This is a genomic window from Ruegeria sp. H3, from assembly GCF_056533095.1.
In genome coordinates this window covers 1-12,320 of sequence record NZ_JBQFOD010000016.1, presented here as the reverse complement: position 1 = coordinate 12,320, position 12,320 = coordinate 1, and the positions used below count along the sequence as shown (strand labels likewise).

The following is a 12,320-nucleotide window of genomic DNA, read 5'->3' as shown; positions in this document are numbered from 1 at the left end:
GGGATGGAGTGGTTGGGCCCGGCTGAACTGGAAGCGCTTCGGCTGTCGCTGCGCGTGTCGGTATGGGCCACTCTGGCAACTTTGCCATTCGGGATATTTGTGGCTTATGCGCTGGCACGATGGCGGTTTCCGGGACGCCAGGTTTTGAACGGTTTGGTGCATCTGCCGCTTATTTTGCCACCCGTTGTCACGGGGTACTTGCTGCTGCTGACATTTGGCATTCAGGGGCCCATGGGGCGGTTTCTGGCTGAATTTGGAATTGTCGTTGCCTTTCGTTGGACCGGCGCCGCGCTGGCTGCTGGGATCATGGCGTTTCCCCTGATGGTACGCGCCATACGATTGTCGATTGAGGCCGTGGATCCAAAGCTGGAACAGGCGGGTTCGACCCTTGGGGCATCGCGGCTGATGGTGTTTGCGACTGTGACCCTGCCGATGATCCTGCCGGGGATCATCGCCGGATCGATCCTGGCCTTTGCCAAAGCGATGGGAGAGTTCGGGGCGACGATTACGTTCGTGTCAAATATTCCCGGACAAACCCAGACGTTGCCATCGGCCGTTTATGCTTTCCTACAAGTGCCAGGGGGCGAAGCTGCTGCCACCCGATTGGTCGTGATCTCGATCATCATCGCCATGGGGGCTTTGCTTCTATCTGAATATGTGGGGCGCCGTGCGGCTGCAAGGGTGGCCGGGTCATGAGCTTATCTGTGCGCCTGAAACACCATTTGTCGGGCATTGATCTTGATCTGACCTTTGACGCGCCGCAGGGGGTAACTGTGCTGTTTGGGCGTTCGGGATCAGGCAAAACTACGGTTGTGAACGCAGTGGCAGGCCTGTTGCGGCCCGAAGCGGGGCGGGTGGTCGTGGATGACTGGGTTCTGTTTGATACCGAAGCACAGCACTGGCTGCCGCCCCATAAGCGTCGCCTGGGTTACATCTTTCAGGAGGGGAGGCTTTTCCCACACCTGACCGTTCGCCAGAATCTGTCCTACGGTCGCTGGTTTGCGCCGCGTGGTGCGCAGCAAGAAAACCCTGATCGGATCATCGAGATGCTGGGCATCGGCCATTTGCTGAGCCGCCGACCGGCCCTGTTATCGGGTGGGGAAAAGCAGCGTGTGGCGATCGGGCGCGCTTTGCTGGCCAGCCCCCGTCTGATCCTTGCAGATGAACCCTTGGCGGCACTGGATGAGGCCCGAAAAGCCGAGATACTGCCCTATTTCGAGCGGCTTAGGGATGAGGTTTCGGTTCCAATCTTGTATGTCACCCATTCGGCCGCCGAAGTGGCGCGGCTTGCGACATCCGTTGTGGCTTTGCAGGATGGTAAAGTTGCTGGCCAGGGTCCGGCCTCCGATGTCTTGTCTGATCCGTCAGTTGCACCTGCTGGCGTGCGCGCAATAGGTGCGGTCTTGCAGGTGCGGGTCAAAGAACATCACTCGGATGGGTTGACCGAGCTGGATGCCGGCGGGGAACGCCTGTTTCTACCCCGCATCGCACATCAGGTCGGTGAGAACTTGCGCATCCGTATCCCGGCGCAGGAGGTCATTCTATCAAGCCAGCCACCACAGGGGCTGTCGGCTTTGAATGTGCTCAGTGGACAGGTTGAAACGATCCGGTCAGGCGATGGCCCGGGCGCGATTGTCTCGGTTAAAACACCTGCCGGAGTTGTTCTGGCGCGGGTGACACGACGCTCGGTCAACGCATTGGGATTGCAGACTGGAGCGACGTGTTACGCGGTGATCAAAACCGTGGCCTTGGCGCCGCAGGATGTCGGGGGACGCATCTTGTGACGCGGCCCAAACGGCATCACACAAAGGGTCACATCGCTGTTGGTCGGCTTTACTCGGAGCTTCGATTATCTATTTTTAGAAACAGACACGGATTCTGGTTAGGAGCGTCTGCTATGTCAGTGTTCAGAATATGTGCGTTTGGCGCGACTCTTTTGGCCCCGAGTTTGACAGGGGCCGTTGGATTTGGATTGAATGTCACCCCGCAGTTTCGGACGGACATTACACCTCTGAAAGACGGAACATATGAGGTCAAAGCAATCGGTTCCTCCGCGCCGGTCAACTATTGGTGTGGAATCGGGGATTATGCGGTGCGTACACTTGGCGTGCCAAGTAACCAGAGAATATACATCTCCAAGGCTTATGAGCCCGGCGTACGAACGGTTCAGTTCTCGCTGACGCCACCGCCCGGCGCGGATACGGACCCGGGATACTCGATTACGGTTAAGCGCGTGGGCGAGAATATGTCGGCCTCTTCGGCGCAGAACTACTGCTACGACAACTTCATCGACTTTGGTTTTTGAGGCTCAGACCCATTTCGCCATAGGCGGCAGGCTCATCAAAACGGCGTCAGGGTCGTGTCCTGTTTCAAGGCCGAACTTCGTGCCGCGATCATAGACCAGATTGTACTCGGCATAGAGGCCGCGATGCACCAGCTGGGTGTTCTTTTCATTATCCCCAAAGGCCTGAACCCGACGCTTTTCAACAAGCGGGACAAAGGCGGGTAGAAATGCGCGGCCAATATCCTGTGTCAGTGCGAAATCGGTGTTCCAATCCCCGGTGCAGTGATCATCCATGAAGATGCCCCCGACGCCCCGGGCGCGTTTTCGGTGTGGGATATAGAAGTACTCATCCGCCCAATCTTTTAACCGCGGATAGTGTTCCGTGCCATGTGGGTCCAGATGCGCCTTTTGGGTCGCGTGGAAATGCGAGGTATCTTCATCATATTCGATGCACGGGTTCAGGTCAGACCCGCCACCAAACCACCAGGCATAAGGGGTCCAGAACATGCGTGTGTTCATATGGACTGCTGGGACATGCGGGTTCTGCATATGCGCGACGAGGCTGATGCCCGAGGCCCAAAAACGGGGATCGTCCTTCATACCCGGGATACCTTTGCGTGCAGCCATTGCCTGCTGCGCCCGTGCGCCCAAAGTGCCGTACACTGTTGAGACGTTGACGCCCACCTTCTCAAACACACGCCCGCCGCGCATCACCGACATCAGACCGCCACCGGCGTTAGAGCCATCGTCGGATTGACGCTTGGTTTCCTTGACCTTGAACCGCCCTGGATCGGCATCCGAGAACGGTCCGGTGTCGTGACTGTCTTCCAGTGCCTCAAACGCGGCGACAATGTCGTCACGCAATTGACGGAACCATGCGGATGCGGTGGTTTTTTCCGTTTCGAACATGAGTGTTAATGAGCCGGGGCTGCAACCGGGTCCAACAGGGTCCGGCCGCCATCGATTGTCAGGATCTGACCTGTGATAAAGCCAGCGGCGTCGGATGCCAGGAACTGGGCGGTCTCGGTCAGTTCAGTTGGGGCGGCGATGCGGGCCAGCGGCGTGTGCTTTTCGATATCGTCGCGAAAATCCCGGTTTTCCTTAAGCGTTGACTGGAGCGATGCACTCATCACCGACCCCAAGGCAATTGAATTCACGCGAATCCGATTGGGGGCCAGCGCCACGGCCAGTGATCGTGTCATCTGGTCCAACGCTGCCGTCGAAACCGAATAGGCCATCAAGTCGGGATGGGTTCGTCGTGCGGCGATGGATGATAGGTTGATTATCGAGCCTGCCGGATTTTCGTCATCATCATTCTCTGATTGCTTGATCATACGCTTTGCCACCAGCTGGCTCAGCCGCAGTGCAGGCATCAGGTTCTGATTCAGCAACGTGCGAACGGAATCATCATCAGGGTCCAGCGGATCAGATGGGATGACCTGCCTTGCGCCGTTGATCAGAATATCGACCTGATCGAACGCGTCCAAAGTGGCTGACAGCAGGTTGGCAATGGTCAGCTTTTCGCGCAGATCCCCCGCGAAATATCGAATATTGCTGTCGTCGGCTTGTTCGCCCAGCTCCTCGACCAGTCGCTTTTCGTCCATGTCTGCAAAGACAACATTGGCCCCGGCATCGGCAAAATGACGACCGATGGCCAATCCGATCCCGTTGGCCCCGCCAGTCACGATTGCTGTCTTGCCAGCTATGGAAAAGGACATCCGAATCCTCCTGATTAGGTGGGCAGGTTAGCGGGCCTCAGCGTCGAGGGCGAGAGGCATGAAACACCTTGAACCGATTATCACCGGCGACTTCATCAACCTTGATGAAATGCTCGGTCAACGCGGCTTCATAAGGCAGGTGGCGGTTGGCAACCATCCAAAGATCGCCATTGCGGGTCAGGTTGCGGGCGGCAGAGGCGATAAAGCCCTGACCAAGGGTCGGGTCGGCGCTGCGCGACGTATGAAACGGCGGGTTCATGATGATTGTATCCCTGGGATCGGCGGCAACCCACGTGACCGCATCGGCCCAGTGAAACATGGCCCGGTCGTCTTTAACATTAGCCCGCGCGCAGTTGAGCGCCGCGTGATCTGCTTCGACAAGATCCAGTGTTTCGATCTGGTCGCGTTTCAAAAGTTCGGCGGAAAGATATCCCCATCCGGCGCCAAGGTCTGCGATGTGCCCCCCCAGTTTGGCAGGCAAGCTTTGCATCAACAGCGCCGAGGCGGGGTCCACACCATCTGCCGAGAACACGCCGGGTGCGGTTTGATATCCATCGACACTCTGAGTTTCCGGCGCGGCCCAATCAGCAAATGCTGCGGGATCAGACTGAAACCAGAATATCTTGCCATGTGCTTTCGAAAGGGGCCCTTCAACAGCGACGCGCTTGCGTATGTCCTTCAGCACACCGTCAATACCGTAGGTCTTTGCGCCATCGACAACAATAACGCCAGTGGCTTGACTGCAGGCGCGATGGATCAAGGCACGGGCCAGCGCCTTGGCGCGAGGCAGGTGGACAATTGCATCCTCACAGGGCCCGATGGCCTCGGGCACGGCGGTGAACCCAAGCGCCGCAAAACAATCGTGGAACGGTTTGAATGGTTGGACGATTTGCGTTTCACGAGACAAATCCGACAAATCATCATCTGGCGTCGGGCCAAATACGGTCAGCGGCTGTGACAGCGTCAAACCGCTTTGCAGGGCAAGGTTTAGGCGAGGTGACATGGCCGAATATGTTGAACAGCAGCGCGGGGCTTACTCTTCTCGTTCCATAGTGCATTGCAAAGGGTGCTGGTGCCTGCGGGCAAAATCCATGACCTGGCCCACCTTGGTTTCGGCGATCTCATGGCTGAACACACCCACGACAGCCACGCCTTTCTTGTGCACGGTCAACATGATCTCGAACGCTTGCGCATGGGTCATGCCAAAGAACCGCTCCAGCACGTGAACGACAAATTCCATCGGCGTGTAATCGTCGTTCAGCAGCAGCACCTTGTACAAAGGCGGGCGCTTGGTTTTTGGGCGCGTCTGGACCAGAACGGACGCATCACCGTCGTCGTCCGACTTGTCAGACATCATCCATTGGTTTTCCAGCATCGCGCGCAACTGTCCGATTCAGGGATTGGGTTTACTTCTGCGCTTATATAACGTCGTTCCCGTCAGAGGAAAGAGGCAGCAGGCGTATTCGGGATGACGCAAAAACTCACCACCATAGGCTTCGATGCTGACGACACCTTGTGGCATAACGAACGGTTCTTTCAGCTAACGCAGGCACATTTTACATCGCTTTTGTCCGATCATGCCGACCATGACCATCTAATGGAGCGTCTTCTGGAGGCGGAAAAGCGCAATATCCAGCACTATGGCTATGGTATCAAAGGCTTTGTTCTGTCGATGATCGAAACAGCTATTGAAGTGACTGAAGATCGCGTTCCCGCCTCGGTGATCCGTCAACTGATTGAAACGGGGCAGGAGATGCTGGCCCATCCGATCGAGCTTTTGCCGCATGCTCAGCACGCCATCGAAGAAGCTGCAAAAGCCCATCGCGTGGTGTTGATCACCAAGGGCGATCTGATTGATCAGGAGCGCAAACTGGCCCAGTCAGGCCTGGGTGAATTGTTCGATGCGGTTGAGATTGTGTCGGAAAAGACCTCGGACACCTACCGTGCGATCTTTGAGGCCCATGGTGATGGCCCGGCTGCGGCGATGATGATCGGGAACTCGATGCGGTCCGATGTGGTGGCTCCGATACAGGCTGGTTGCTGGGGCGTTTACGTGCCGCATGGTCTGGTTTGGGAGGTCGAGCATGCGGATGCCCCCGTCGACGCCAAGAGATTCCGAGAACTGCGTGATTTAGGCGGTCTGAGTGATTTGCTTAGCGCGATCTCTTGATGTTGCTGTTACGCCTCAGTCAAAGAAAAATCCGCGAGTGGATTGCGGCGTTCCCTGAGATGCCCCTGATCTAGTGTTCAGGACGCATCGCACAGCTAGATATAGCGCTCTTTTTACACCGCAACGAAACCGCAAAAACCACAGCTTTCGGTTTATTTCAAAAGGCCTCTGTGTTAGCCTTGCCGCTAAGCAGAATAAAATCTAGCTGACCGGGAAAACCCGGCGGCGCGAGGCAGACAGAGGCAAAGATCGTGCAGGTTCGGCGGACAGTTCCGGCCCGAATGGGCTTATTTCTCATTGTATTGATGATGGTGCTTTCTTTTGCGCCGTTTAAATCTTTCGCCGCGCCGTATGCGGCCATGGTGATTGATGCCCGGACCGGAGAGGTCCTTCATTCGCGCAACGCCGATACTCGGCTGCATCCGGCGTCACTGACCAAAATGATGACGCTGTATATAGCGTTTGAAGCGGTCCGGAATGGCGAGATCACGCTGGACACGCCGGTTCGTATCACCAAGGCAGCGGCAGCCGAGCCGCCGTCGAAGCTTGGGTTACGCTCGGGCCAGACGATCGCGTTTCGGTATCTGATCCGTGCGGCGGCTGTGAAATCGGCCAATGACGCAGCCACTGCCATTGGTATCGCGCTGAGCGGATCCGAGGCCGCGTTTGCGCGTCGCATGACCCGCACCGCAAAGGCAATGGGGATGAGCCGCACGACCTTCAAGAACGCTCATGGTCTGACCGAGGCGGGGCATTTGTCTACCGCGCGCGATATGACCACTTTGGGGCGTCACCTGCTGTATGATTACCCGCAGTACTACAACCTGTTCTCGCGCCAATCGACCCACGCCGGGATCAAGACTGTTCCGAACACGAACCGCCGCCTGCTTGCCGCGTATCGCGGTGCGGACGGGATCAAGACGGGATATACCCGCGCTGCAGGCTTCAACCTCGTTGCGTCGGCTAAGCGCAAGGATGAGCGCATCATCGCAACCGTATTTGGTGGCAAGTCGGGCGCGTCTCGGAACGCGAAGGTTGCCGAGCTGTTGGATATGGGCTTCCGTCGCGCCCCGTCGCGTGCGCCCATTCGCAAACCCGGACGACCTGCTTATGCGGGCAACACGGGTCTTGGCGGCTCGACCCAGGTGGCGGCTGTCAGCGGTGCGCCCAAAGCAAGCCTGCGCCCAGTTGTTCGCCCGGTGGCCACACAGGTCGCCAGCGCCGTTGTTGAAACCGCGAACCAGAACCGGGATCGCATCCAGAACGGTATTGCCGCAGCAATCGCTGAGGCCGATATAGCGCCAACAGCCCCTCCGGTCGAAAGCTCGGACACGCGCCCAGCCTTGCGGCCTGAGAACTTGACCGTGGCACAAGCTGAGCCCGCTGAGCAGCCGGAACCCGAACAAGAGGTTGTGACCCGTCTGTCCACATCTGGCGGGCATCTATGGGGCGTGAATGTGGGCCGCTACACCACGCGTTATGAGGCCGAGAAGATCCTGCTGAAAACGGCGCTGTCGGAAATGACCACTTTGGAAGGCACGCTGCGCAAGGTCAGCCAAAGCTCGAAAGGGTTCGAGGCAACGTTTCAGGGCATGACCCGGGAACAGGCCGATCTGGCCTGCCGTCGCCTTCAGGCGCGCAATGTCACCTGTTTCATGATCGGGCCGTCATAAGACCCGACATTCTCTCTCCTGATGGATATGGGCTGCGATGTGTCGCAGCCCTTTTTTCATCTCAGGCCCTTAGTCGAATACGTGACCATGCTCGTATTGTTCATCCTGCCCCGCCGCTGCGGTCAGGGCTGCCACGTTATCCTTGGTGAAAAACCCGTCATAATGGTGGCAGCGTTCGATATATTCGGTGATCAGCAGCGTGTATTGCGAATGCTTCGAGAATATCTGTTTCAGGTTCGGATCGTCTTTGCATTCCCCCACCACGTGCGCCAGGAACGGCACGCCCTTGTCCTTGAGCGTATTGACGACGAAATCGACATTCTTTTCACCCGCGCCATGGTCGCCATCCTGAATCTCGACGGCCATATGATGTAGGCGGCGGCCAAAATTGCGCACAAAGTCTTCGGTCGGCATAGGCAGCTTCGCAAAAGAATTCACGAAAGACGGCGTGTTGTTTGCGGTGAACACTTTGGCCGGGGATTTCTTGTCGTCATCCACATTGGCGTTGCGGTTCACATTGGTCGAGGAATTCATGTCAAAGATGTTGTACGCGCCCCAAAAATAGTAGGGCACCATCGTCAGAAATTCGAGGATCGCATCTTCGCGTTCACCCGCCAGAACCCGCGTGGCAAGGTGGTCAATGCCCAGCATCAATGGCGCGATACTACTATCAGTGCCGAATGCGGCTGCTTCCTCAAGCTTTGCCTTTTCAGCATCGCTGAGTAGCACCCGATCCCCAAGGCCAAGGCTGTCGGGGTCGTTGAAATCCAGCGTGGAGTATCCAACGCGATTGCAGGTGAAATCCGAAGGTGTGGTGAAACGGAACCCATCCAGCGTGTAGAACGGGTTTTCGGTGTCGCCGGAGTACTCAAAGCGGATGTTTTGATCTTCGAGCGTTTTGGTCAGCGTGCTAAGATCTCTTGCCGCGAAAACCTCTCCGACATAGCGGGTTTGTGGGGATTTGCGGGCCAGCGGGTACATGCGGTTGATCCGGGGAATGAAGTCTACAAAACTTTCGCTCAGCGGGGCCATCAGGATCAGCGCCGGATAGTCGGCATGCGAATGCAGGACCGAGAACTTATGTGTCCGGCCCAGATAGCTGGCTGAATGGCGATAGGGGGTCATGATATAAAGTTCGAGCATCGTATCGAACAAGGCGGTGGTTTCGACCTGAATGACAATCGCCCGCATCGGACCGACCTGATCTGCGATGCCCGAGCTGGTTCGCCGCTCGTAGATCATTGGCAGATATTCATGAAAGAAGTCCGAGTTCTTCTTGTCGCCTCGCGGTTCGTAAGACATCAGATCAAAAGACATGCGCGCCTCCTTGCGGGGTATCCGGCTGCAAGCGCAATGGCCGGGCCAAATTGGCTGGAATAACAGTATTCAGAACATGCACTTGGATGCATGCTAGGCGCTGAACCCCGTTCGGGCAACATCCAGACTTTAGGTCTTCCGGATTACGCCCAGATGTCTATCGAGTGAATTTTGTCACCTCGACCCCGCCCGCGATCAGATTTCCGCGGACTGAACGGGCGATCTGCACTGCCGTTGGCCCGTCGCCGTGCAGACAGATCGTATCGATTGAGGTCTCAAGGTGTTTTCCAGATTCGGTGATAATCGCCCCTTCGCGGACCATGTTCAGGATGCGCGACCCGGCGATCTCGGGGTCATGAATCACCGCGCCGGGCAGGCTGCGATCGACCAGAGTGCCATCGTCGTTATAGGCACGGTCGGCGAAGATCTCGCCCACCCATTTGCAGCCAAGTTCGCGCACCGCCTCTTCCTGTTTCGTGACCGCCAGCACCATGATGATGATGTCAGGCTCCACGTCCAGCGCCCCCTGATAGCAGGCCCGCGCCATGTCGATATCGACCGAGCACATATTGGCAAGTGCACCGTGTAGTTTCAGGTGCCGTATCTTAGTGCCAATCGCAGCTGCCAAACCCATCGCCGCACCCAACTGGTAGCGCACCAGATTGCGAAGGCTGTCATGAGGCAACTTCATATTGCGGCGGCCAAAGCCCTGAAGATCGGGAAAGCCCGGATGCGCGCCGATACCCACACCGTTTTCGGCGGCCAATGTCATCGTACTGGCCATCACATCCCAGTCGCCTGCATGAAACCCGCAGGCGATGTTGGCCGAGGTGATGACCTTTAGCAGGCTTTCATCATCACCCATGTTCCATGGGCCAAAGCTTTCACCCATATCGGCATTCAGATCCACGCGGGGCATCAACACATCTCCTTAGTCGGTGGCAGAGATCACTCCGCCGATCAATTGGTAGGACAGCAGGTCCGAAATATCATGCGGGTCGCGGATAAGCGGTTCGATACGCCCCGGCAATCGGGCCAAATCGGACCGAAAGGCCGCATCCAGCTCTATCGCCTGATCCAGTGTCACAAGCTCGAACCGGATCTTCCCGCCCGCTGGAGTTTGTGCTGCTCTTGGCATGTCGCAGGGAAGAACAGTAGCGATCCGAGGGTAACCGCCGGTCGTCTGGCATTCGGGCAGCAGGATGAACGGGTTGCCGGTCCCTGTCATCTGTATATCGCCGGGGGTTATGACCTCGGACAGGATGTTCAGCTGATCCTTGGCAGCGAACCCTTCGCCGGCGCATTCCAATTGCATTCCCATGCGGTTGGCACGGGGTCCCCGTTTGAATTCGGTTCGAGTGAACCGGGTCAGGGTTTCCGGATCAAAGAGAGGGGTCTGAAAGCTGGCAAGAACGCGTAGCGTACCGCCATCAAACCGATCTGCAGGGGGCAGTTTAAATCCGGTCTCGCCCGTGTCTGGCCCGGCAGGCAGGGTATCGCCTGCCGCGACCGCGCGACCGATCTTGGCGGTCAGATGGGTTGAACGCGAACCGAGAAACATTTCAGTGTCGATCCCACCTCCCAGATGCAGGTAGCCATAGCTGCCCTGCAATGCCGCGCCAACTGTCAGGCGCTGCCCCGGTTCCAGATGGTGCGATGCATTCCAGACAATCGCAGCCCCGTCGATACTGGCCTGCATTGGCGCACCAGTTAGCGCAATCCGCACGGGTTGGGTGGCTTCGAATTCGCCACCCATGCCCGCCATTTCCAAGGCCGCAAAATCTGGGCTTTGACCCAGTAACGCCGCCCCTTCATGCAGCGCTAATATGTCAGCCACCCCGGATCGCGAAAGCCCTTGATCAAGATACCCTACGCGCCCTTGATCCTGAATGGTGCAGGCGGGGCCGATGCGCCGGACGATCAGGCTCATGAAGTGATCTCTTGGAAGGTCGCGCCCCCAAGCCCATCGTCATTGTCGGCGCGGATGCACTCCAGATCATCACGCGATATCGGTTCGAACAGCAACTCATCTCCGGGTGTTAGAGTGAACGTCTCTGTCATATCGGGTCGAAAACATCGGAAAGCCGTCTGACCGATATGCCGCCATCCGGTTGGCGTGGGACCGGAAAACAGAACGAACTGAGATATGGCCAGTACCAGAGCGCCTTCGGGGACCATGGGTGTCAAGTCTTGCAGTCTTGGGATGTTGAACTCGGGCGCAAGTGGCCCGAGATAGGGCTGGCCCGGCGCGAACCCGATTGTTAAAACACGTACCTTAGAATGACTTAGTCGTCGCACCGCTTCTGCAGGGCTCAGACCGGCCGCCCGTGCCGCATCCTCGAGTTGTGGGGCAAGGTCCGTGCCATAGACCGTCGGCACCCGCCATAGCTTTCGCCCTGAGGGTAGGGGCGTAGTGTACCAGTCTCTTGTCTTCAGCAGCTCCTTGAGGGTGCCCGCCATATCCGCGTGGGTCACCCGGACCGGATCAAACCGAAGATAAGCGGACCCAAGCGTGGCTGATGTCTCCAACACCCCATCGAGGTCCAGCCGCTCGATCTCGGCCCGGAACGCCAGGGCCGCACGGTTCGCGGGATCTGACATGGTTTCGGCAAAGGTGACCAGTACACCATCAAAGCCGACATTGCGTACCATCGGATAAGAAAGGGTGAGGGTCATATGCACCACGTCTTGAATTGCACCTGTTTAGGCAGGAGCAGACCGTATCAGGCGATAATGCGCAAGGTCTGTTCATATGCTGACCATCGTATGGGGTTTTGCGGAGTATTTTTCGTGTACCCATCGAGCGAGATCGATCTTTTTTGTGTGGGGCTTGTGATGAATCGGTGGTTCATAGAGTTTCGACTCGGTGTTTCGAGCCGCACCGCCTTGGGCCCGGATGCCGCTGAGCCCCAATATGTTGTGCTAGGCCATTGGCAAACAAAAGGACTGTTCATGGTTCGAGGCGACATACCCCTGGATTATGCCTGTATTCCTGTATGTAGATTGATGTTAACTATCTGTTATTTATCATTTATTGCTGAATATGCAAAAAAATGCGCCAAGATGTAATTTTCTGCTTGCGGCCCTGATCGCTAGACCTTAGAACCCCCTTCACCGGCGCAGCTGAGGTTGTTGTTGGGACGCTAGAGATGGCGGAG

13 protein-coding genes are annotated in these 12,320 nt (G+C 57.2%); 5 read left to right on the top strand and 8 right to left on the bottom strand.

Going from position 1 to position 12,320, the window contains the following annotated elements; translation table 11 throughout:
- Nucleotides 1-3: 3 nt before the first annotated feature.
- The 3 genes from modB to ACR0JE_RS16510 all read left to right on the top strand — a co-directional run bounded on the left by modB (nucleotide 4) and on the right by ACR0JE_RS16510 (nucleotide 2,305).
- Complete coding sequence (gene modB, locus ACR0JE_RS16520; protein ID WP_480864960.1) at nucleotides 4-696, top strand: molybdate ABC transporter permease subunit; 693 nt, start codon at nucleotides 4-6, stop codon at nucleotides 694-696.
- Nucleotides 693-1,784, top strand: a complete 1,092-nt coding sequence (gene modC / locus ACR0JE_RS16515; protein WP_480864959.1) for a molybdenum ABC transporter ATP-binding protein — start codon at nucleotides 693-695, stop codon at nucleotides 1,782-1,784. Before modB ends, modC begins: the two co-directional genes overlap by 4 nt.
- A gap of 113 nt (nucleotides 1,785-1,897) precedes the next feature.
- Nucleotides 1,898-2,305, top strand: coding sequence for a hypothetical protein (locus ACR0JE_RS16510; RefSeq protein ID WP_480864958.1), 408 nt, complete (start codon nucleotides 1,898-1,900; stop codon nucleotides 2,303-2,305).
- 3 nt (nucleotides 2,306-2,308) lie between these two features.
- Here ACR0JE_RS16510 and hemF read toward each other — a convergent pair whose 3' ends face one another.
- Genes hemF through clpS form a run of 4 tightly spaced genes read right to left on the bottom strand, consistent with a single transcriptional unit; the run spans nucleotide 2,309 to nucleotide 5,377 of the window.
- Nucleotides 2,309-3,193 carry an oxygen-dependent coproporphyrinogen oxidase gene (gene hemF, locus ACR0JE_RS16505; RefSeq protein ID WP_480864956.1) on the bottom strand — a complete coding sequence of 295 codons (885 nt, stop codon included), beginning with the start codon at nucleotides 3,191-3,193 and terminating at the stop codon, nucleotides 2,309-2,311.
- Nucleotides 3,194-3,198: 5 nt separating this feature from the next.
- Nucleotides 3,199-4,002 carry an SDR family NAD(P)-dependent oxidoreductase gene (locus tag ACR0JE_RS16500; protein ID WP_480545135.1) on the bottom strand — a complete coding sequence of 268 codons (804 nt, stop codon included), beginning with the start codon at nucleotides 4,000-4,002 and terminating at the stop codon, nucleotides 3,199-3,201.
- 37 nt (nucleotides 4,003-4,039) lie between these two features.
- Nucleotides 4,040-5,005 (bottom strand): class I SAM-dependent methyltransferase, encoded by a 966-nt coding sequence (locus ACR0JE_RS16495; protein ID WP_480864955.1) that lies wholly within the window; start codon nucleotides 5,003-5,005, stop codon nucleotides 4,040-4,042.
- 30 nt (nucleotides 5,006-5,035) lie between these two features.
- Nucleotides 5,036-5,377, bottom strand: coding sequence for an ATP-dependent Clp protease adapter ClpS (gene clpS / locus ACR0JE_RS16490; protein ID WP_170536540.1), 342 nt, complete (start codon nucleotides 5,375-5,377; stop codon nucleotides 5,036-5,038).
- Nucleotides 5,378-5,470: 93 nt separating this feature from the next.
- Here clpS and ACR0JE_RS16485 point away from each other — a divergent pair, with 93 nt between their 5' ends.
- Nucleotides 5,471-6,172: an HAD family hydrolase gene (locus ACR0JE_RS16485; protein WP_480864954.1), complete on the top strand. Its 702-nt coding sequence runs from the start codon at nucleotides 5,471-5,473 to the stop codon at nucleotides 6,170-6,172.
- Nucleotides 6,173-6,453: 281 nt separating this feature from the next.
- Nucleotides 6,454-7,845: a D-alanyl-D-alanine carboxypeptidase family protein gene (locus ACR0JE_RS16480; protein WP_480864952.1), complete on the top strand. Its 1,392-nt coding sequence runs from the start codon at nucleotides 6,454-6,456 to the stop codon at nucleotides 7,843-7,845.
- 69 nt (nucleotides 7,846-7,914) lie between these two features.
- Here the strand turns inward: ACR0JE_RS16480 and ACR0JE_RS16475 are convergent, their stop codons facing one another.
- The 4 genes from ACR0JE_RS16475 to ACR0JE_RS16460 form a co-directional block, all read right to left on the bottom strand.
- Nucleotides 7,915-9,162 (bottom strand): hypothetical protein, encoded by a 1,248-nt coding sequence (locus tag ACR0JE_RS16475; protein ID WP_480864951.1) that lies wholly within the window; start codon nucleotides 9,160-9,162, stop codon nucleotides 7,915-7,917.
- A gap of 157 nt (nucleotides 9,163-9,319) precedes the next feature.
- Nucleotides 9,320-10,081, bottom strand: coding sequence for a LamB/YcsF family protein (locus tag ACR0JE_RS16470; RefSeq protein WP_480864950.1), 762 nt, complete (start codon nucleotides 10,079-10,081; stop codon nucleotides 9,320-9,322).
- Between the two features lie 12 nt (nucleotides 10,082-10,093).
- Complete coding sequence (locus tag ACR0JE_RS16465; protein WP_480864949.1) at nucleotides 10,094-11,092, bottom strand: 5-oxoprolinase subunit C family protein; 999 nt, start codon at nucleotides 11,090-11,092, stop codon at nucleotides 10,094-10,096.
- Nucleotides 11,089-11,838 carry a 5-oxoprolinase subunit B family protein gene (locus ACR0JE_RS16460; protein ID WP_480864948.1) on the bottom strand — a complete coding sequence of 250 codons (750 nt, stop codon included), beginning with the start codon at nucleotides 11,836-11,838 and terminating at the stop codon, nucleotides 11,089-11,091. Before ACR0JE_RS16460 ends, ACR0JE_RS16465 begins: the two co-directional genes overlap by 4 nt.
- Nucleotides 11,839-12,320: the final 482 nt, after the last annotated feature.

Coding starts and splice junctions, on each gene's coding strand:
- modB (WP_480864960.1), top strand. CDS start 4: ATGGAGTGGTTGGGCCCGGCTGAACTGGAAGCGCTTCGGCTGTCGCTG.
- modC (WP_480864959.1), top strand. CDS start 693: ATGAGCTTATCTGTGCGCCTGAAACACCATTTGTCGGGCATTGATCTT.
- ACR0JE_RS16510 (WP_480864958.1), top strand. CDS start 1,898: ATGTCAGTGTTCAGAATATGTGCGTTTGGCGCGACTCTTTTGGCCCCG.
- hemF (WP_480864956.1), bottom strand. CDS start 3,193: ATGTTCGAAACGGAAAAAACCACCGCATCCGCATGGTTCCGTCAATTG.
- ACR0JE_RS16500 (WP_480545135.1), bottom strand. CDS start 4,002: ATGTCCTTTTCCATAGCTGGCAAGACAGCAATCGTGACTGGCGGGGCC.
- ACR0JE_RS16495 (WP_480864955.1), bottom strand. CDS start 5,005: ATGTCACCTCGCCTAAACCTTGCCCTGCAAAGCGGTTTGACGCTGTCA.
- clpS (WP_170536540.1), bottom strand. CDS start 5,377: ATGCTGGAAAACCAATGGATGATGTCTGACAAGTCGGACGACGACGGT.
- ACR0JE_RS16485 (WP_480864954.1), top strand. CDS start 5,471: ATGACGCAAAAACTCACCACCATAGGCTTCGATGCTGACGACACCTTG.
- ACR0JE_RS16480 (WP_480864952.1), top strand. CDS start 6,454: ATGGGCTTATTTCTCATTGTATTGATGATGGTGCTTTCTTTTGCGCCG.
- ACR0JE_RS16475 (WP_480864951.1), bottom strand. CDS start 9,162: ATGTCTTTTGATCTGATGTCTTACGAACCGCGAGGCGACAAGAAGAAC.
- ACR0JE_RS16470 (WP_480864950.1), bottom strand. CDS start 10,081: ATGCCCCGCGTGGATCTGAATGCCGATATGGGTGAAAGCTTTGGCCCA.
- ACR0JE_RS16465 (WP_480864949.1), bottom strand. CDS start 11,092: ATGAGCCTGATCGTCCGGCGCATCGGCCCCGCCTGCACCATTCAGGAT.
- ACR0JE_RS16460 (WP_480864948.1), bottom strand. CDS start 11,838: ATGACCCTCACCCTTTCTTATCCGATGGTACGCAATGTCGGCTTTGAT.